16 protein-coding genes are annotated in these 20355 nt (G+C 65.0%); 8 read left to right on the forward strand and 8 right to left on the reverse strand.

Annotated elements, in window-relative coordinates; all coding sequences use genetic code 11:
* Positions 1-193 precede the first annotated feature (193 nt).
* Positions 194-1561, reverse strand: a complete 1368-nt coding sequence (locus tag ACED67_RS10180; RefSeq protein WP_395541489.1) for a sensor histidine kinase — start codon at positions 1559-1561, stop codon at positions 194-196.
* Complete coding sequence (locus tag ACED67_RS10185; protein WP_395541490.1) at positions 1561-2226, reverse strand: response regulator; 666 nt, start codon at positions 2224-2226, stop codon at positions 1561-1563. Before ACED67_RS10185 ends, ACED67_RS10180 begins: the two co-directional genes overlap by 1 nt.
* A gap of 151 nt (positions 2227-2377) precedes the next feature.
* Here ACED67_RS10185 and ACED67_RS10190 point away from each other — a divergent pair, with 151 nt between their 5' ends.
* The 4 genes from ACED67_RS10190 to ACED67_RS10205 all read left to right on the forward strand — a co-directional run bounded on the left by ACED67_RS10190 (position 2378) and on the right by ACED67_RS10205 (position 7702).
* The gene (locus ACED67_RS10190) at positions 2378-3484 is read left to right on the forward strand and encodes a type 2 periplasmic-binding domain-containing protein (protein ID WP_395541491.1); all 1107 of its coding nucleotides are present in this window, start codon (positions 2378-2380) and stop codon (positions 3482-3484) included.
* 169 nt (positions 3485-3653) lie between these two features.
* On the forward strand, positions 3654-5588 hold the full coding sequence (locus ACED67_RS10195) for a tripartite tricarboxylate transporter permease (protein WP_508436221.1): 1935 nt from the start codon (positions 3654-3656) through the stop codon (positions 5586-5588).
* A 60-nt stretch (positions 5589-5648) separates the two neighbouring features.
* Positions 5649-6740, forward strand: coding sequence for a 4-oxalomesaconate tautomerase (locus tag ACED67_RS10200; protein WP_395541493.1), 1092 nt, complete (start codon positions 5649-5651; stop codon positions 6738-6740).
* A complete protein-coding gene (locus tag ACED67_RS10205; protein WP_395541494.1) occupies positions 6737-7702 on the forward strand; it encodes a D-2-hydroxyacid dehydrogenase family protein in 966 nt (321 codons plus the stop codon). Before ACED67_RS10200 ends, ACED67_RS10205 begins: the two co-directional genes overlap by 4 nt.
* On the opposite strand, the gene ACED67_RS10210 is transcribed toward ACED67_RS10205, so the two are convergent.
* The gene (locus tag ACED67_RS10210; protein WP_395541522.1) at positions 7647-8717 is read right to left on the reverse strand and encodes an AbrB family transcriptional regulator; all 1071 of its coding nucleotides are present in this window, start codon (positions 8715-8717) and stop codon (positions 7647-7649) included. The genes ACED67_RS10205 and ACED67_RS10210 overlap by 56 nt on opposite strands.
* 78 nt (positions 8718-8795) lie before the next feature.
* On the opposite strand from ACED67_RS10210, the gene ACED67_RS10215 reads away from it, so the two are divergent.
* The 4 genes from ACED67_RS10215 to ACED67_RS10230 are packed head-to-tail and all read left to right on the forward strand — an operon-like array spanning position 8796 to position 12142.
* Positions 8796-9464, forward strand: a complete 669-nt coding sequence (locus tag ACED67_RS10215) for a GntR family transcriptional regulator (protein WP_395541495.1) — start codon at positions 8796-8798, stop codon at positions 9462-9464.
* Positions 9461-10867: an FAD-dependent tricarballylate dehydrogenase TcuA gene (gene tcuA / locus ACED67_RS10220; RefSeq protein WP_395541497.1), complete on the forward strand. Its 1407-nt coding sequence runs from the start codon at positions 9461-9463 to the stop codon at positions 10865-10867. The genes ACED67_RS10215 and tcuA overlap by 4 nt, the downstream gene beginning before the upstream one ends.
* Positions 10857-11963, forward strand: coding sequence for a tricarballylate utilization 4Fe-4S protein TcuB (gene tcuB, locus ACED67_RS10225; protein WP_395541498.1), 1107 nt, complete (start codon positions 10857-10859; stop codon positions 11961-11963). Before tcuA ends, tcuB begins: the two co-directional genes overlap by 11 nt.
* Before the next feature lie 29 nt (positions 11964-11992).
* Positions 11993-12142, forward strand: a complete 150-nt coding sequence (locus ACED67_RS10230; protein WP_395541499.1) for a hypothetical protein — start codon at positions 11993-11995, stop codon at positions 12140-12142.
* 62 nt (positions 12143-12204) lie between these two features.
* On the opposite strand, the gene ACED67_RS10235 is transcribed toward ACED67_RS10230, so the two are convergent.
* The 5 genes from ACED67_RS10235 to ACED67_RS10255 form a co-directional block, all read right to left on the reverse strand.
* Positions 12205-12951 (reverse strand): hypothetical protein, encoded by a 747-nt coding sequence (locus tag ACED67_RS10235; protein ID WP_395541500.1) that lies wholly within the window; start codon positions 12949-12951, stop codon positions 12205-12207.
* The gene (locus ACED67_RS10240) at positions 12944-14077 is read right to left on the reverse strand and encodes an amidohydrolase family protein (protein ID WP_395541501.1); all 1134 of its coding nucleotides are present in this window, start codon (positions 14075-14077) and stop codon (positions 12944-12946) included. The genes ACED67_RS10235 and ACED67_RS10240 overlap by 8 nt, the downstream gene beginning before the upstream one ends.
* Position 14078: 1 nt before the next feature.
* On the reverse strand, positions 14079-16655 hold the full coding sequence (locus ACED67_RS10245; RefSeq protein WP_395541502.1) for a condensation domain-containing protein: 2577 nt from the start codon (positions 16653-16655) through the stop codon (positions 14079-14081).
* A gap of 111 nt (positions 16656-16766) precedes the next feature.
* On the reverse strand, positions 16767-19523 hold the full coding sequence (locus ACED67_RS10250; protein WP_395541503.1) for an AMP-binding protein: 2757 nt from the start codon (positions 19521-19523) through the stop codon (positions 16767-16769).
* Positions 19520-20329: a 2OG-Fe(II) oxygenase gene (locus tag ACED67_RS10255; protein WP_395541504.1), complete on the reverse strand. Its 810-nt coding sequence runs from the start codon at positions 20327-20329 to the stop codon at positions 19520-19522. The genes ACED67_RS10250 and ACED67_RS10255 overlap by 4 nt, the downstream gene beginning before the upstream one ends.
* Between the last annotated feature and the right edge of the window lie 26 nt (positions 20330-20355).

Raw genomic sequence — 20355 nt, forward strand, 5'->3', positions numbered from 1 at the left:
GCATCGCCCTGTTTGCTGCGCCGATAGGGCCCGCTCCGAACGAGACGACCACTTGTTAACCCCTTTCCGCGCGGGCTGCCTGCGCCGCGCTGAAAGCTGACCCCACCGCCGCGCAACGAATGACCATCAGCCGTCGGCAAAGCCAGTGCCGTTCACTTGCATATGGGAAGGCGATGAGAGGATCTGGCGGCGGCTATAGCGGCAAGGCAACCTCGAAGGTCGAGCCTTCTGAACTGGAAATACAGCGTACGGAGCCGCCATGGCCCTGTGCAACATCGTTCACGATCGCCAAGCCCAGACCGCAGCCGAGCGACTGATCCGTATCGACGCGGAAGAACCGGTCAAAGATGCGTTCCTGCAGATCGGCCGGAACGCCTGGGCCGTCATCGCGAAACCGCAAGAAGACGGTATCAGCTTCAAAGCTGATGACTACATCAAGAAGGCCGCCTGGTTGCAGGGCATATTTCGCGGCGTTGTCGAGGATATTCGTGACAAGCTCTTCGATCAGAATAGGATCGCAGCGCACCGGCTCGGGCTGTCCGATTACCGAGAACCCGACATCGACACCTCGGCGCAACTGCGTTTCGGCGAAGGGCCGTATCTTTTCGCGCACCAAAGCGACCAGGTCCAGCGGTTTGGCCAGCTCTCGCAGGCTGCGGCCGCGCACCCGCTCCAGCGAAAGCAGCTGCGAGGTAAGGCGGCTTGTCTGCCGGGCACTTTCAGCGACATCCTGTACACGCGACCGCAGTTCGGCCTCGTCAGGCGCGCTGATGGCGGCTTCGGCAAGGCTTTGGATCGCGGCCACCGGATTTCGCATCTGATGCGCCGCATCCGAGATGAAGCCGTCGCGCAGGGCGATGGCTTTGGAGAGTCGGTCGAAGAGTGAGTTCAGGGTTCGGACCAAGGGGCGAAGTTCGGGCGGAACCCAGCGCCGGATCGGGCGCAGGTCGTCGGCGCTGCGCTGTCCGATAGCCTCACGCAAGTCGAGAAGCGGTTTCAGGCCAAGCTGGATGCCGAACCACAGGATGATGGCGGCGGTGACAAGGACCGAGCCAAGCAGCATGATTGATTGGATGACGAGCTCGCGAGACAGGGCGTGGCGCTGCGTCGTGGTCTGCCAGACCTCGACCGTGACCCAGCCACCGAATTGTGGCTCGCTGATGAATTCGCGCAGGGTCACGGCGCGGACCGTGCGGCTGAGCGAGATGCTGTCATAGAACATGGGCGCGCCACCCTGGGCTTCCACCCCTTCGGGCGGATCGGGGGGGTCGGAATAGCCGGTAACGAAGCTGCCCCCGGGCCCGGTGATGCGATAATAGACAGGGTCGCCAAGCGCAGAGGTCAGATCTTCCAGCAGGGTCTCGGTCAGCATGTCGCCTTCCGAGAGCACCACATCGCGCGAGATCGTCAGGGCGACGGCAAGAAGCATATTGTCGTAGAGTTCCTGCGACAGCCGGTTCGCGGCCTGATACCGCGCGACGGCGGCAATGGTGGCCACCGCGATCAGGGGCATCATCAGCAGGAGATATAGTCGCCCGCGCAGCGACAACCGCCGCAGCATCAGCCGCCGTCCAGCATGTAGCCAAGGCCGCGCGCCGTGCGGATCGACACGCCGGACCCTTCGATCTTGCGCCTGAGCCGCGAGATTAGAAGCTCGATCGCGTTCGGCTCGACCGGCGCGCCGGTGCCGTAAAGCGCGTCGGCGATCCGGTCCTTTTCAATCAGACGGCCCCGATTTTCCAGGAGCAGTTCGAACAGAGCCAGTTCGCGCCGGGGCAGATCCAGATTGCATTCGCCATAGAAAACGGCGCGCTGTTCGCGGTCATAGATCAGCTGACCCACCGCTTCGCGCGCCAGCGCCACTTCGGGGCGGCGGCGGGCCAGGGCCCGCAGGCGGGCAATCAGTTCCTCCATATCGAAGGGCTTCACAAGATAGTCGTCCGCCCCGGCATCCAGCCCCTCGACCCGTTCCGAGGTCTTTCCCCGAGCGGTCAGAATCAGCATGGGAATAGTGTCGCGCCGCGCGCGGGCACGACGGATGATTTCGATCCCGGACAGCCGGGGAAGGTTGACATCGACGATGGCGACATCGGCGCGCTGGCGCGACAGGAAGGTGTCACCGTCAAGCCCGTCATCCAGATGATCAACCGCATGCCCTTGATCTCTAAGGGCATTTTCGATGCCTCTCGCCAGGCTAAGATTGTCTTCCACCAGAACGATACGCATGAAAAACCCTTTTGCGCTAGACAGGTTGCCGACAGAATTCCCCCTTAGCTCTGCATCAGGCTGTTCTTGGGAGGAGAAATCAAGAACGGCGTCGCGTCCTGTCGCGTTGAACGCAGGGGAGGGCGTGTGGGACAACAGAGGGAGAAAAGCAATGACGGAACCTGTGGGATTCACCCGCCGTGCCACCTTTGGTCTGGTAGCCGGTGCCTTTGCGCTGGGTCTGGCTGGTCCGGCGGCGGCCGAAGTCGACTTTGCCGGCAAGACGATTGAATGGATCATCCCGTTCTCGGCCGGTGGCGGGTCGGATACCTGGGCGCGGTTCAACGCGCCGCTTCTGTCGAAATACCTGCCCGGCAATCCGGTGGTCGTCGTGGTGAACGAGCCAGGCGGCGGGTCGACCAAGGGCACGAACCTGTTCGCCGCGCGGGCCGAGCCGGACGGGCTGATGATTCTTGGCACTTCGGGCTCGACGCAGTTCCCCTATCTTCTGGGCGATCCCCGCGTGCGCTATGAATACAAGGACTGGAAGATCGCCATGGCCGGCCCGACCGGCGGCGTGGTCTATACGACGCCGTCGCTGGGCCTGAAGGGGCCCGAGGATATCGGCAAGTTGAAGGACAAGGATCTGGTCTATGCCAGCCAGGGCGCGACGTCGCTGGATCTGGTGCCGCTGTTGGGCTTCCGGCTCATGGGCATGAAAGTGCAGCATGTGTTCGGCTTCAAGGGCCGCGGCGATGGCCGTCTGGCTTTCGAGCGTGGCGAGGTGAACATCGACTACCAGACCTCGTCGGCCTATCTGAAGAACGTGCAGCCGCTGGTGGATGCCGGCCAGGCTGTTCCGCTGTTCAGCTGGGGCGTCCTGAATGAAGCAGGCGAGGTGGTGCGCGATCCGACCTTCCCGGACCTGCCGTCCTTCGTCGAAGCGTATGAGACAATGACGGGTGCGGCCCCCTCGGGTCCTGACTACGATGCCTATTTCGCCTTTTTCACTGCCGGTTTCCCGGCACAGAAGATGGTCTTCCTGCCCAAGGGCACGCCGGACGATATCGTCGAAGCCTATCAAAAGGCGTTCGAGGACATGAAGGCCGATCCTGATTATCAGGCCAATGCCGAAGCCGTGCTTGGAAGCTATGGTCAGGTCACCGGCGCTCTTGCTCAGGCCTTGTTCGAGAAGGGCACGACCATCACGCCCGAGTTGCGCAGCAGCGTCGCGACCATGCTTGGCGCGGAATATGGCGTCAAGCTGGGCGAGGAGTGACCCCGCAGCCCTGATCAGCGGCGGGCCGCTTGGCCCGCCATCCTGACCCGAAGCTTTCCTCAACACCCCACCCGTCGCCACGCAGGCGACCAACACGGGAGTTCCCTCCGTGGTCGATACCCTATTGCAGGCTCTGACCGAGCTATTAAGCCTGAAGCACCTCGCCTATATGTTCCTGGGCCTGTTTGTGGGCCTGCTGATCGGCATCCTGCCGGCCCTTGGCGGGATCGCCGGCCTGTCGCTCTTGATCCCGTTCATCTACGGTATGGACCAGGTCTCGGCCCTGGCCATGCTGATCGGTCTTCTGGCGATCATGCCCACCGGCGACACGTTTTCGTCGATCTTGCTTGGAATTCCGGGCGGATCGTCAAGTCAGGCCACGGTGCTGGATGGCTTCCCGTTGGCCAAGAAGGGCGAGGCGGCGCGAGCGCTTTCCACGGCTTTCATCTCTTCAATGTTTGGTGGTGTGTTCGGTGCCATTGTTCTGACCGGCTTCGTCTTCATCGCCCGGCCGGTCATCCTGGCCTTCGGTTCGGCGGAGCTGTTCATGCTGGCCCTTCTGGGCCTGTCGATGGTGGCGGTCCTGTCCGGGCGCAGCCTGGTGAAGGGGATCGGCGCCTGCTGCATCGGCCTTGTCATCGGCTCGATCGGCGCTGCGCCTGCGACGGGCGAATTCCGCATGGTCTTTGACATCGAGTATCTCTACGACGGCATCCCGCTGGTCGTGGTGGGCATGGGCGTTTTCGCCATACCCGAGATCGTCGACCTGATGCGACAGAACCAAGCCATCGCGGGTGAGATGCCCCTGGGCAAGGGCTGGGGCCGCGGAATCCGCGACTGGGCCAACAACTGGTTCCTGTCGCTGCGCTGCTCGGCCGTGGGCTGCATCGTCGGGGTAATTCCGGGTCTGGGCGGATCGGTCGTGGACTGGATCGCCTATGGCCATGCCGTGCAAACGACCAAGGACACGTCGCAATTCGGCAAGGGCGATATCCGCGGCGTCATCGCGCCGGAAAGTGCCAATAACGCGATGACCGGTGGGGCCATGCTGCCCACGATCCTGTTCGGCATTCCCGGCTCGGGCTCGATGGCGGTCTTCCTGGGCTGCATGGTGCTGATCGGGATCGAGCCCGGCCCCTCGATGGTCACGACCGACCTGCATCTGACCTATACGATGATCTGGTCTCTGGCTCTGGCCAATATCTTCGGCGCGCTGGCCTGCGTCTTGCTGGCCCGCCCGATTGCCGGCCTGACCAAGGTGCCGTTCCAGTACATGGCGCCCTTCCTGATCGTGATGATCGCCTTCGCGGCCTTCCAGTCCACGCGGTCGATCGACGACCTGATCGCCCTGCTGATCCTCGGCTGTGTCGGCGTGCTGATGAAGCGCTTCGGCTGGTCGCGCCCGGCGCTGTTGATCGGCTACGTTCTGGCGCCGCAGGCCGAAACCTTCCTCTATCAGGCGGTGCAGTTCAACGGCTGGTCCTTCCTGGGTCGCCCGGGGGTGATCATCATTGGCGTGCTGACGCTGGCCTCGATCTATTTCGGCCTGCGCAACCGCGTGGACGAGCATGGTCAGGTCGGCCCGGTGCAGGATAATGTGCCGGACGTGCCGCAGCTCAAGGCGCATCTGCCCCAGATCGGCTTTGCGGCGGTGGTGCTGGCGGCCATGGGCTTCGCGCTGGTCGACTCCTTGCAGCACGACTTCTTGGGCAAGGTCTTCCCGCTGTCGGTCTCGATCGTCGGTCTGGTGATTGTCGGAGTGCTCCTTTGGGAGCTCTGGGCCGGCAAGCCGGGGCACCACTCGCATTTCGATGCCGAACTGACCGGCGAACATGTCGGCAAGGACGGCGTCCACGGAATGTGGTCGGGCCTTGGCTGGCTGGCGGCTCTGGTCGTGTTGTCGACGCTGGTGGGCTTTGTCCTGGGAGTGACGCTGTTCTTCCTGGCCTTCATGCGGCTCCGGGCCGGTGCAAGCTGGTTCCGCAGCATCCACATGACGGCCTGGGCCGTGGGCGGGATCGTTCTGGCCGCCTGGCTGCTGACGCTGAACTTCCCGTCGGGCCTGCTGCAATCGCTGGTGCATCTGCCCTGGCCGCTGCGCTGAGACGGCACTAGGCCCGCGCAGCAAGCGCGGGCCCATTTCCCTTTCTTTCAGGAGGTCGGAATGACCCAGACAGCGATCCCCTTTCATTTCTTTCGTGGCGGCACCTCGCGCGGTCCCTATTTCAGGCGCGAGCATCTGCCCCAGGACCCCGAAGCACTTGCGCGCGTGCTCGTCTCGGCCCTTGGCTCGGGTCAGGCGCTGAACATCGATGGCATCGGCGGCGGCGCCGCCGTCACCACCAAGGTTGCGATGCTGTCGGCCTCCGAGACGAATGACGCCGACATCGACTATTTCTTTGCCCAGGTCAGCGTCGAAGACGGCAAGGTCGATTTCAAGCCGACCTGCGGCAACATCCTGTCGGGCGTCGGGCCCGCAGCAGTCGAGATGGGGCTGATCGCGCCGCAGGGCGATGTGACACGGATCCGGATCCGGTCTGTCAACACCGGCGCCAAGGTCGAGGCGGTTGTGCGGACACCGGGGGGACAGGTCGAATACGCGGGCGACGCGGCCATTGACGGTGTTCCCGGGACTGCGGCGCCAGTCTATCTGAATTTCATGGACGTTGTCGGCGCGGCCACGGGTGCGCTTCTGCCGACCGGCAACCTGCGTGATGTGATCGATGGGATCGAGGTCACCTGCATGGACGTGGCCATGCCCGTCGTTGTGGCCCGCGCCGCTGATTTCGGCCTGACCGGCGTCGAGACTGCCGAAGAGCTGGACGCCAACAGCGCCTTCTTCGCCCGGATGGAGCCGATCCGGCTAGAGGCCGGGCGTCGCATGGGCATGGGCGATGTCGCCAATTCGGTCACGCCGAAATTCGCGGTCTTGGCGCCGCCGCAGCATGGCGGCACGATCACGGCCCGGTATTTCATGCCGTGGAAATGCCATCCGACGATGGCGGTGACCGGGGCACAATGCCTCGCCTCCTGCGTCCTGACGCCGGGCACTGTGGCCGAAGGGCTGTTCACGCCACCCGAGGGCGCGCCTGCGCTGGTCCTGATCGAGCATCCATCGGGCGCCATTGATGTGACAGTCGACTACGAGACAGGCAAGGACGGGTTCACGCTGAAGTCGGCGGGCCTGTTGCGCACGGCGCGCCTTCTTGCACGCGGCGAGGTGATGGTTCCTCACGCGGTCTGGGACGGCAGGTGAAAGTTCATATCCTCGACGACTGGGCGGATAGCCTCCGGCATCTTCCCTGCTTCGCGGCATTGGCAGGACATGAGGTCACTGTCTGGACCGACCGGGCCGAAGGCGCAGACCTTAAGGCGCGCCTTCGGGACGCAGAGGCGATTTGCCTGTTCCGCGAAAGGACGCGCATCACCGCCGATCTGATTGGGGCATTGCCGTCGCTGCGGCTGGTTTCGGGGCGTGGCGCCTGGCCGCATGTCGACGTGGCGGCCTGTGCAGCGCGCGGCGTTGCCTTTTCAAGCCACCGCCCGCCCGAGGCGCCGAACCATGCGGCGGCCGAGCTGACCTGGGCGCTGATCCTTGCGGCGCTGCGCGATCTTCCGGGGCAAATCGCCCGGGCGAAGGCCGGGCTCTGGCAACACGGGATCGGGCGCAGCCTGCGCGGCCGGACCGTCGCGATCTATGGACATGGCCGGATCGGCAAGCTGGTTGCCAATTGCGCTACCGCCTTCGGAGCGCGGGTGATCTGGTGGGGCTCTGAGGCCGGAAGGGCGCGCGCGGCCCTTGAGGGCGGCGAAGTGCCGGAGAGTCGTGCGGCCTTCTTCGCCCAGGCCGAGATCCTGACGCTGCACTTACGCTTGACGCCGGAGACGCAAGCTATCGTGACTGCGGCAGATCTGGCGCTTATGCCGCCACGCGCGATCCTGGTGAATACAGCCCGGGCGGGGTTGATCGCGCCCGGCGCGCTGCTGGCCGGGCTGGAGGCAGGTCGACCCGAAATCGCGGCTCTGGATGTGTTCGAGAGCGAGCCGCTGACCGACGCGACCGATCCTTTGCTGTCTCATCCGAGGGTGATCGCCACCCCGCATATCGGGTTCGTCACAGAGGAGGAGCTGGACTTGCAGTTCGCCGATGTCTTCGCGCAGGTCAACGCCTTTGCCGCGGGCCGGCCCCTGCATCTGGTTGGCCCGGGGGCGCTCTGACGCCCATCAGCCGCGCCGCCACTGGCGCCCCAAGGATCACGATGACCAGCCGGGTCAGGTGATGCAGGATCACGAAGCCAAGGTCGGCCCCGGCAACAAGCGCCAGCACCGTCATTTCCGCCTGACCACCGGGCGCGAAGGCAAGAAAGCCCTCAATCGGTTGGGCAAGTCCGCTGAGCGTCACGATCTCGGTGAAAACGGCCGCAAGGGCGGCAAGCAGCAGCACGAAGGCCAGCCCTGAGAGGATGAAGCTGCGCAGTTCCCGGAAGGTCACGCCCACATATTGCACGCCAATGCCAATGCCGATGAAGAATTGCGCGGCCCAGACCGCCTCGGCCGGCGGGCGGCTGTGGATCAACCCGCCCAAAGACAGGGCCGCAGTCAGGATCATCGGGCCAAGGATCGTCGCACCGAAAAGGCCGATCCGCTCGGCTCCCTTCCAGCCGATCAGCGCAGCAGCGGCCATGAGCAGGATTTCCAGCGCCGGAAGATCGCGCAGCGGCGCGCCGACCGCACCGGTCAGCCCGGCGCCATAGAAGACCGCCAGGATCATCGGGGCCAAGGTGACGATGACCAGGACACGCGTTGCATGGATCAGCGCCAGGGCGCGGCCGTCGCCGCCGGCCTCGGTGCCGAAGATCACCATGTCCTGAAGTCCGCCGGGCATGGCCGCATACCAGGCGGTCACCGGATCGTAGCCCAGGCGGCGGAAGAAGGGCACACCAACCAGCCCGATCAGCACGACATAGAGCGGCACCAGCGCCACGCTGCCCGCCATCTGCGGAATGCGGGCGACGACTTCGGGGGTGATCGAGGCGCCGACCGCGACGCCCAGGATCGTGCGCGCAAGGATCGAGACCGTGCCCATCCCCTTGAGTGGCGCCCCCGCCAGCGCCGCGATCAGGCAGGCCGACATCGGCCCGAACAGGAATGGCAGTGGCAGGCCCGCAAGGTGGAACAGCGCGGTCCCCAGCAAGGCCAATGCCAGTGTCCCGAAACGGTGCAGCATCGACATGGGCATGACTGTTCTCCTTGCATCAAATTGTATCCAACTGTATACGTTCGGATACAAAAATTGCAAGCGAGTCGCATCATGGCAGATGACTCTGAAATTCCGCAGGGGCAGGGGGCCTATCGCCGCCTTCTGGACGAGATCCGTGATGGCGCGCTGCCGCCCGGCATGCGGCTGCGCGAAACCGAACTGGCCGAGCGGCTGGGCATCAGCCGCACCCCCGTGCGTGAGGCCATCCGCCAGCTTGAGGCGGATGGTCTGGTCGTGCATCTGCCGCGTCAGGGCGCGACGATCCGCAGTCTGGACCATGCCGAAGTGGTCGAGCTGTACGAGATGCGGGCGGTGCTGGAAGGCACGGCGGCCCGGCTGGCGGCGCGGGCCGCCTCGGACATCGAACTGGCGGAACTGGTGGCGCTGAACGGCGAACTGGCCCAGGCGGCGGTAGGGCCGGAAGCGCGCGAAGCGAACCGGCAATTCCACCGCACGCTGATCGAGGCGGCGCGCAACCGGTTTCTCGTCAAATCGATGAGTGCCCTGCAGAAAACACTTTTGATCCTGGGTCCGACGACGCTGGCTGAACCCGAACGGGCGGTTTCGGCGGTCGAGGAACATAGCGCGGTTCTGGCGGCATTGCAAATGCGCAATGGCGCCGCGGCCGAAGCGGCCATGCGCGTGCATGTCGAGGCGGCGCTGTCGGCCCGGCTGCGCGGCATGCGCGGACGCGAAATTCCCCTGGAGGACGAGGCATGACGGACTGGCCGCAAACATCCTGGCCCGAGACATTCGACCTGGCCGTGGTGGGCGGCGGCAATGCCGCCCTGTGCGCCGCGATCACCGCGGCCGAGGCCGGGGCCAGCGTTCTGGTGCTGGAAGGCGCGCCGAAGCCCTATCGCGGCGGCAACAGCCGGCACACCCGCAACTTCCGCTGCATGCACCGCGCGCCGATGGACCCGCTGGTCGGCAGCTATGAGGAAGACGAATATTTCCACGACCTGATGCTGGTGACCAAGGGCAAGACGGATGAGGGCCTGGCGCGGATGGCGATCCGCTCGTCCGAGGAATGCCTGCCCTGGATGAAGGCGCATGGCGTGCGCTTCCAGCCCTCGCTGTCGGGCACGCTCAGCCTGGGGCGGACCAATGCCTTCTTCCTGGGCGGCGGCAAGGCGCTAGTGAATGCCTATTACAACACCGCCCAGGATCTGGGGGTGAAGGTCGCCTATGAGGCGCAGGTCACCCATGTGCATCTGGACGGCGACCGGATCACCCATCTTCAGGCCGAGATCGCGGGCAAGCCGGTGACGGTGCAGGCGCGGGCCTTCGTGCTGGCCTCGGGCGGGCTTCAGGCCGATATCGACTGGCTGGCCCGGGCCTGGGGGCCCTCGGCGCGCAATTTCTTGATCCGCGGCACGCCCTACAATCGCGGCGTCGTCTTGCGCGACATGCTGGATCAGGGCGCGGAATCGGTCGGCGATCCGACCCAGTGCCATGCCGTGGCCATCGACGGGCGGGCCCCGAAATACGATGGCGGCATCGTCACCCGGCTGGACTGCGTGCCGTTTTCGATCGTGCTGAACCAGAAGGGCGAGCGCTTCTATGACGAGGGCGAGGATGTCTGGCCCAAGCGCTATGCGATCTGGGGGCGGCTGGTCGCGGCCCAGCCCGATCAGGTCGGCTATGCGCTGATCGACGCCAAGTCGATCGACCTGTTCATGCCCTCGGTCTTTCCGCCGGTAAAGGCCGACACGATCGAGGAACTGGCGGCGAAGATGGGCCTGGATCCGCAGGCGGTGCGCCGCACGGTCGACGGGTTCAACGCCGCCTGCCGCCCCGGCAAATTCCACCCGACCGAGCTGGACGGGCTGCGCACCGAAGGGCTGGACATCGCCAAGACCAACTGGGCGCGGCCGCTGGATACGGCGCCCTTCTATGGCTACCAGCTGCGCCCCGGCGTGACCTTCACCTATCTGGGCCTGAAGGTCGATGCCCGGGCCCAGGTTCACGGCCCCGGCGGCCCGATCCGCAACCTTTGGGCGGCCGGAGAGATCATGGCCGGCTCGATCCTGGGCCAGGGCTATCTTGCCGGCTTCGGCATGACCATCGGCACCGTCTTCGGACGCATCGCGGGCAAGGAGGCCGCCGCCCATGTCGCTTGACCTGACCCCCACCGCCCCGCTTCTGTCGGCCACCGGCGAAGCGCGCCGCCAGATCGAGATCTGCAATGCCTGCCGCTATTGCGAGGGCTTCTGCTCGGTCTTTCCGGCGATGACCCGGCAGAAGGCCTTTGCCGATGGCGACCTGACGCAGCTGGCGAACCTGTGCCACAACTGTCGCGGCTGCTATTACGCCTGCCAATATACCGCGCCGCATGAATTCGCGCTGAACATCCCGGCGGCCTTGGCCGAGGTGCGGGTGGAAAGCTGGGAAAGGCTGGCGCGGCCGCAGGCGCTGGCGCGGCTGTTCCAAAGCCATGGCGTGGCGATGGCGGGGCTCTTGGTGGCGGCGCTGGCGGGGTTCTTCTGGGCGCTGGCGGCGCTGAAGCCCCTGGCGGGCGCGGGCTTCTATGCCCATCTGGCGCATAACACGCTGGTGGCGATCTTCGTGCCGGCCTTCCTGCTGCCCCTGGCGCTGATCGCGCTGTCGCTGCGCGACTATTGGCGCGAGGTCGGCGGCGGCCGCGTGCGCCTGGCGCATCTGCTGCAGGCGATGGACAGTGCCGCGCGGATGAAGAACCTGTCGGGCGGCCATGGCGAGGGCTGCAACTTCGAGAAGGGCGACCGCTTCAGCGACCGCCGCCGGCTGTTCCACCAGTTGATGATGTACGGCTTTCTTCTGTGCTTCGCGTCAACCGCCAGCGGCACGGTGATGCATTATGCCTTTGGCTGGGAAGCGCCCTATCCGCTGTTCTCGCTGCCCAAGCTTCTGGGCGTGCCGGGCGGGGTGATGATGCTGGCGGGGGCGGCGGGGCTGGCGCTGCTGAAGCTGCGGGCCGATCCGGCGCTGGGGGCCCGGCGGGTCTGGGGCGGCGAGATGGCCTTCATCCTGCTTCTGGGCTTCGTCGCGCTCACTGGCCTTGCGCTTTATGCAGCCACCGGCACGGGTGCGGTCGGACCGCTTCTGGCGATCCACCTGGCGTCGGTGATGGTGCTGTTCCTGCTTATGCCCTTTTCCAAGATGGTGCATGGCTTCTTCCGGCTGGCCGCGCTGGTAGCCGAGGCCGGCAAACCGGCACCCGTCGGCGGGGCGGAATAGCAATCGGCGAGCCGAGGCAGGATCACCGCATGATCAAGAGACGTGTCCAGGCGAGCGTCGCCGCGCAGGCCGTCCTGGACATTCTTGCGCCGCAGCTTCTGGCGGCTACCCTGTCGGATGCCCTTGGCCTGACCGATGTGAAGTTCCGCTATCGCCAGAGCGATACCAAGATCGCCTGACACGCGGTGCCTCCATTCAGACCAGGTACGGAAGTTTGTGGCGCTGCAGACCGCGTCGCGGGCTATTCGTGCCAATGTTCCGCGACGAAGGGCGCGTGGCGGCAGGTGCCGTGGGGACCGTCCTTGACCATGGCCGGTTTGATCTGCCCCGCAAAGGAGATGATCGACGCCCCGGCTGGCGGCGCAGCTATGCCTTGCGGCAAGGGATGATCGGCATAGGCACCGCAATCCTGGCGAAAATAGACGATAGACCCATCCCTGAAATAGGCCATCTCCTGCAGCTTCCAGTCCAGATACCTTTGATCCGAGACAAAGCCCGCCGCGCCGCGATGATGCTGGCAGCGGGCAACAGTCCCTTCGGGATCGGCAACGAAATCTGTCCAGAGATGCGGCATCGCCCCAACCCGCACGCGCATGACGGCGCAATGGCCACGCGTATTGCCCGCCTGGTTGCGCCCGCGGGCGACCATGAAATCATTCTGGGGATGATCGAACAGGAAATCGACCTTGTCGATCAACACGACATCGATATCCACCTGCAGCAGCAGTTGCCCTTCCAGCCCAAGGAAACCGGGCATGAACACTGCGAGCTTCTTGCCATTGCCGCAATCCCGTGGCGCGAATCCATAATCAGGCATCGGATGCGCACGGATCGAGTCGCGCAGGCCCTGCGTATCGTCGGTGACACAGTGGAAAATATGCGGGATCGAGAGTTGGCGGGCAAACATGGCATGAAGCCGGTTCACATCGTCTGCGGAATAGAGATTGCCCCATTTGAAGCAGTTGATATGGACGGTCTGGTCAGGCACCTGTCGCCCCCATCCGCCGCTCGCGTTTTGCCAGCGCCTTGTCGATCTCGGCGCTGTTGCGCGCCAGATGATCCGTGACGAAGGCCCGATCCGCCTGATCCAGCGCCTCGCCGCACAGCAGTTTGGCGATCACTTCGGGATTGTAGAAACGCAGTGCCGCAGACAGGATCATCGCTTCGTCGATCAGATCGGCGGTCGTGCTGGGCGAACAGATATCGGCAATATTGTCCGATCCCATCCGTATATGCACGCCGCGCGCCACCAGTTCCAGAATCCGTGGCATCGCATTGCCTGTGGGCGCGATCAGCGGCCGCAGCATCCGCATTCCCAGCGCCGCCGACGGGCAGGCGATCAGCCCGATCTTAAGCGCGGCCATGGCCTCGGCCAGACGGTAGAAGCGCGCGTCGTCATAGGTCGAGGGCGAGACCATATGCACCGCCCAGACCATCGGTTCACCATTGGGCGAAACCGGCGCGCCGTGCTGGCGCACCACTTCGACCAGGCGCTCGGTGCCCCGTTCGGAATCCTCGAAGCGCTGATCGGTGTGGACATGGACCATCTTCCCGGTCTCTTGCGCCAGGGCCAGCACGCGGCGGCAGCTTTCCTCGAAGCCGATATGATCGGGGTAATCGTCGATATCGTCGGCTTCGGGCAGGCATCCGATGAAATCGGCCTCACGCACCCCCGCCTCGAACACCCGCCAGCGCTGCGGTTCACTGTCCTTGAATCCGAACGGTGTATAGGCGCCCAGCCGGATGTCGATCCGGTCCGCCCAGGTCGCCTTGATTTCCTGCATCCATTCCAGGCCTGTCAGACCTACCCGGTCGGGGGTGACATCGACCATCGTGTCGGCGCGCCGGGTGCCGACCTCGTGCATTTCCTCAAGCGTCTCGTTCACCCTGGCGAAAAAGTCGTCGCGGTCAAAGGCCGGCCCGGCATGGAGATCGGCGATCATCGCATGTTTCTGCTGAAGCGAGATGTGGAAGTCTTCATAGGCGCGATGATCGGCGCTGGCGAGATAGCGATCTTCGAAAGTTCCGGCCCGGTCCAGATGCAAATGGGCGTTGAACAGCCCGCCTTGCATCTGCACCGCGTCCTTGAGCCGTTTGTACCAGATTCGGGACATGTCACTCCTTGCGCAGGCTGGGCACCGCATCGCGAAGCCGTTTGATCGCCCCTGTGAGATCAAGGACATGCGGCTCCTGAAAATAGATGCCATGGCTTCCTGAGACCAGCTCGACGCTCAGCTCTCCGGTGTAGTAGCGGGCGAAATCAGCCGCCGGATCTCCGCCGGCAAGATAGGGGTTGCGGTCGCTGTCCCGGCCGAAAGTCAGGGCAATGCGACCATCATAGGAGGTCGGCACCATCTTTTCATGCAGATGCAGCAGGTCGACCTGCCGACCCGCTGCACGCAATTGCCGGGCAAGCGAAAAGGCGATGACAGCCGCCTGACAATTTCCCCCGATGAAAAGCGGGCCCTTCGGATGGATTTCGGCAATCTCGCCGGCATAGACCAAGGCGAGGCGCTCAATGTTCTCTGGTGACTTGATCATCACCTCATACCCGGACCGCATCCCGTAGACCGGCTGGTCCGCGCCCAGATAGCGGGCCAGCGCGTCCAGTTCGCGTTCCGACTGTAGGCACCAGAACAGCGGCAAGCGGGGACCATCCGCGTTGCGCCCGACGATCAGGGCATCGCTGGAATGGCGTGTTCCTTGCCAGATTCCGGTAAAGCTGCGCAGTCTCGCCAGGATTTCGGGGTCAAGCCCATTGCTTAGGTGGACGCTTTCCGGCGCCGTCACCGTCTCGGCCAGCGTACGGATCGTCCGCGCCGAGGCCATTGCGACCGAAGGGCTCTTGCGGCCCGCAAGCGCGGCCACCTCAGTCAGCATTCGCACCGCCAGAAGCGAATGGCCGCCAAGATCGCGGAAATCGTCGTCGATCCCCACCGGGGTCTCTGCCATGAGCAACCGCTGCCAAATCGCCGCAATGGCGCGCTGCAAGGCGGTCTCGGGCGGAACCGCACCGGGCCGGGCCGCAGGGTGTTCGACCCGCAGCCGGTCCAGATCCACCGACCCGTCCGCCCGGCGGGGAAGCGCGGCACAAGTTACAAAACGGATCGCCGGAAGCACCTTTGCCGCCGACCCTGCAAGAGCCGTAAGCAACGCCGGGCGCGCGACCGGATGGAATTCATCAAGCTCCAGCCAGAGCGTCGTCACGCCACTTCGATTGTCGGTATGGCCAGCCGCGGCTGCCACAGCGGGCAGGCTTTCGGCCGCTGCCAACAGCGCAGAAAGATCGGGCCCCGCCAGCATATCGATGCCGCGCAGCGCGGATTGCAACAGCGCGGCAAAGGCCCGGGCCTGGTCCGGGTCGAATACGCCTTCCGCCCAGTCGATCCGGCATGCCAGATCGGGCCCCTGGGCCTCGAAATTCACTGCAAGGTCGAAATCAGATTGCGCGCGCGCAACAAAGACCGGCCGCAAGGCTTGGCCTTGCAGCAGCCCGGCCGGTCCGCGCTCTTGCCAGCCGACCATCAGCCGGTTCAGCGGCACGGCGGCAAGCTTTGCCAGTTCCGCGCCCGGCACATGCCGGTGGTCGTTGGCGGCCAGAAGCAGCCGTCCGATCTCGGCGGCATTTCCGGGCTGAGTCGGGACCGAGATCGCCAGAACGCGGTTCAGATACCCGATGGTGCCTGCCGATTGCGGATGGTCACGGTTCAGCACTGGTGTTGTCACGACGATGCGGCTTTGCCCCGTCGCCGCGCCCATCGCCCGCGCCACGGCGGCGATCGCGATGGCGCCCATAGGAATGCCCAACGCCCGAGCATCCGCGCGAAGGCCCGACGCCAGTTCGGGCGCGATCGCGAAAGCATGGCTGCGGGACGCCTCGGGGTCGCAGTCGCGACGGGACAGCGGCAGCGCCGTTGCCGTCTGCCGGCCTTCCAGATGGCCCCGCCACCAGTTCAGCGCCATCGCCTGACGCGAGGGGCTGGACTGCCCCCGTTCCCAGCGCCCAACATCGCCGATCTGCCAGGCCCCGGAAGTCCGCGCCGGGGCCGCGCCTTGCGAAAGCTCACGGTCGATGGCCGCGAGTTCGCCCAGAAAGACATCGCGTGAGAATCCGTCGAAGATCAGGTGATGAAATACCCAGGCGAGCAGAAAGCGGTCGGGACGAAGCTGGATGGCCAGCGCCCGCCACAGTGGCCCCTGCTCCAGATCGAAGGATCGGCCAACAAACGTGCGGAGCGCCCCATCCGCGGCTTCTCGGTCAAGCTCGAGAACCGCATCAAGCCCCAGCCGCGCACCACGCGGACGCAGCTCTGGGGCGTCCTGATCCAATGGAAAGCACTGGCGCAACGCATCGTGCCGATCTTGAAGGATATTCTGCGCCTCGATCAGCCGGAATAGGTCGATCGTCCCCTCAACCTCGACCACCAGTGGCACGTGATAGCGGGCATCGTCACGAAAGCTTCGCGCCAATGGCAGAAGGGCGGCCTGCGCCAATGTCAACGTAGTCGGCGCGACCGCGGCGGATTGATCCTGGAGCAAGATGACAAGATCCTCGCGCGCCGCCTTCAGCCGTTCACGCATCGCCGGTCCCAGCGCCGTGGCGGGTCCGCTCACCGAAATCCGGTCGCCATCCAGCGTGAGGCAGATTCCCTGCGCGGCAAGATCATTTAGAAGGTCGACTGTTTGGGTCACAAATATGAGCGCCGTTTAACTTTTAATGTGGCCTGTCAGGAAGCAGGCGCGAAAAGTGCCCCGCGCGCGGCCCTGCCTTGGCACTATGGAAGGCAAATCGCGCGGGCACAATCAAAGCTCGAAAGAGATGAAGTTATCATCCCGCGAGAGTTTCTCATCATGTCCCAGCCCGGCCGCGACGGCGAGGGTTCGGGGCGCAAGGAAATCGGCGGAAAATTCGGCACGCCAGAGACTGGCGCTGGCTTGAATCACCACGCTGTGGCGATGGAATAGCGGATCGCCAATCATCCGCGATCCAGCATGAAGCCCATCCGTCATCCGTTGCCGCCCATGTCCCTGCGGCGCGCACATCGCCGCGTCATAGGTAAGGTCAAGCCAGGCGCAAAGCCGCTGCATTTGCACCTCGGGCTCGGCCACCAGGGTCTCGTAACGCAGATGGATCTGCCGCTCCGCCGGGATATCGCGCAGGAAGGCGACCGTCGTTTCGGCGATCCGTGTCCAAAGCAGTTCCGCCAGCTGCCGCGGTGCGAAGGGCAGGGCGGGCCCCCCCGGTCCGGTCAGCCGGGGCCACCACAACTGCTCCATATGCGCCTTTTCGAACGAACGGATCATGCCATAGGGATGGCGCGTGAGATGGATGTACCGTGCATCGGGAAAAAGATCTGCCATCGCCCTGAGCGTTTCGGGATGAACGGCATTGAACGGCGTCTTCTCGGCCAGAAGGCGCGGGGCGACGGCGGCTTGCAAGTCTTTCAGAACCTCGGCAACCGGCCGGGCATCCGCTTCCGCTTGCTGCATGGCAGCAAGGGCGGCCTCGGCCCCGATGCCCTTGGCGGCCATCATCGCCCTGGGCAGGCCCTCAAGCTGCGAGCGATGGGCCTGACCGAACCAGTCCCGCCGCGCTGCCATATCGCGGAAGGACAGGAGATAAAGCTCAGGCGGCGCGAACAGGGCGGGATGGCCCGCCAACATCACCCGCAAGAGCGTTGAGCCTGACCGTGGCGCGCTAAGGATGAACACTGCACGGTCATTTGGCACAGCGTTCAGCACAGGCGGGGCGGGACAGCGCAGGCTGGCATCGAATGCCTCCTGCTCGGCCTGCGTCAGTGGAAGAAGGGGAGGCGCCGCGGGCATGCGACCATGCAGAATCTCGGCGCAAATCTGAGGATAGCTGTCGCGCAGCAATGCCTCGAAAGCCGCCGGACTGGGCGCTTCATAGAGCGATGAGACATAGAGGATGGCATCGGGAAAGCGGTCCTGCATCAGCGCGATCGCCTGCGCGGCCTGCAAGGATGTGCCGCCCAGCAGAAAGAAATCGTCTCCGCCGCCGATGGCGGGGCGGCCAAGCACTGATGCCAGGATCGCGGCGACCCAATCGCCGACCGGCGTCAGCCCCACCGCCAACGCCGATGCGTCCGGAGTGCGTGGCGCGGGCGGGTTCGCAATACGTTCGGAAAGGACGCGCCGCAGCAACTTGCCCACCGCCGAACGCGGGATCGCATCAACGATATCAACCGAGGCCGGCATCCGCCCGTGCCCCAGGAGCCGCCGCACTGCGCGGCGGGCCTCGGCTTCGGCATCCTCTGGCGGATTTGCCACGATGATGGCGGCGGCAATCTCCTCGCCCAATGTGTGATGCGGCACCGAGAAGGCGGCGGCATCGGTGATCCATGGCAGGGTCAGCAGCGCCTCTTCCACCTCCGCCGGGGCGATCATTTCGCCGCCGCGGTTGATCTGGTCTTTTGCCCGGCCCGTGATCCACAGATGCCCCATCGCATCGAACCGGCCCAAATCGCCTGTGCGGAACCCCGCCGATCCGAACCGGGCGGTTTCGTCCTCTTCTGCCAGAACGTAGCCGGGTGACACCTGCGGGCCTTGGACAACGATCTCGCCTGCGAGGATTGTAACCTTCGGCCCGACCGGCACGCCGACCGATCCGTCCTGGTGGTCGAGCGGCTGGCTCGCAATGACGCCGGCCGTTTCGGTCATCCCATAGATCTCGATCACCGGCACAGCCAGCTTTGCCTCGGCATCCCGCCGCAGCGATGCGGGCAGTGCGGCGGAAACCGAGCGCAGGAAACGCAACCCAAGCGGACCCTGGTCGGGGTCAGCGACCAGATCGGCGATCATCGGCGGGGCGAGTTGAACCCAGGTCGGCGCAAGCTCCATGCCCGCGGCAAAGGAGCGCCGGGAAAAGCTGCCGCCGAAAATGACGCTTCCCCCGGCAAGCAAAGGGGCCGCGACCAGATCCCAGAGCCCGCCGATATGGAATTGCGGCAAGAGATTCAGCGCCCGATCATCAGGACCAAGCGCCAGAGACCCCCGCAGCGCTTCGGCGGCGGCCATCAGATTCGTCTCTGTCAGCGGCACGAGTTTCGGCAGCGCTGTCGTTCCCGAGGTTTGCAGCAGCATTCGCGTGCCCGCCGGCAACGCAAGCCGCATTTGCCCTGCGCCCGGTTCAGTCGATAGCGACAGATCCCCGATGGCGTCGCCATTGGTAGCAAGCGCCACCGCAATGCCTCGCGCCCGCGCTGCGGCAACAACATCGCCAGGCATATTCGCCGCCGTTACAACGAGATCCGGTCGCAGCCGGTCAAGCGCGATTGTCAGCTCATGCGGCGTGCTTTCAGGATTCAGTGGCAGGACGACCCCGGATTGCATGGCCGCCACCGCAACCAGCACCGAATCCGGCCCCGGCGGCAGAACCGTTCCCACATGGCCGCCGGGTGGCAGCAGGCCGGCGATCCGCGCCACCGCCCCGGGAAGGTCGCCATGGTGCAGCGGGGCGCGGCCGGGCGCCAACAGGGCGGGCCTCCCGTCGCGGGTTGCGGCAAGACGCTGCAGGCGGTCGATTAAGGCCTGGGTCATCGGGCAAAAGCCGCCGCTTCGAGGGCATGGATCTCAGTCATCAGCTCGGTCATGCGCGGCAGCAGATCGACCTCGGGTGAAGTCCTGAGGCTGAAATTAAACGACCGGCGGGCCAGCGCCGTGGCAGGACTGACCGGGGCCACGCCATGCCAGGCGGCTGGGGTCTTGGCGAAAAAGAACAGCCGGTTCGGTCGGTAGCCGCAGTTGTCCAGGACCGTCACCTTGTCCTGTGTCAAAAAGAAGTTGCTGAAGTTCAGGTTCTGGGCGGGGTCTTTTGCCGCGTAGACTTGCGTTCCGCCGCCCCAGTCGTCCTGCCAAGCCTCCGACGCGAAATAATGCACGAAGGTCAGCAACTTGTCTGTCGAGTCGCTGTGCGGTGGCAGGCTTACGCCCGGATCAAGGCTGGAGAATTCACAAGACCAGCAAAGCTGGTCGGGGCGCAGCGCGTGACGCAGCGCATAGAGGGCGCGGTAAGGGCCTTCGGGCAGGCTGCCAAGCGGGATCAGGCGGCGCACCCAGTCAAGCGCCGCGGCCCTAATATCCTCGCGGTCAAGGAAAGCCAGGAAATCGGCCCAGGCCGGCGCCTGCTCGGCCAAGCCCGCTGGGCCGCGGGGCGCCGTGAAGCGCAGACGCTTTTTTCCCTTGCCAAGAATTTCAAGATCGGGATGGAGCTCCGGCTCCACGAAAGCAGCAGCAAGGCGCTGATAGAGCGAGGCGGGCAGGAAATCGTCGACATGGCCCTGGGGAAAGGGGTCTTGGCGCAGCGTCAGGTCAGCCCGCGCCCAGGGCATGACGATTCCCTCCAAGTCATGCCTCCCGAAAGCAATCGCAC

It is taken from the genome of Neotabrizicola paludis, from assembly GCF_044142105.1.
Taxonomy (GTDB): Bacteria; Pseudomonadota; Alphaproteobacteria; order Rhodobacterales; family Rhodobacteraceae; genus Pseudogemmobacter.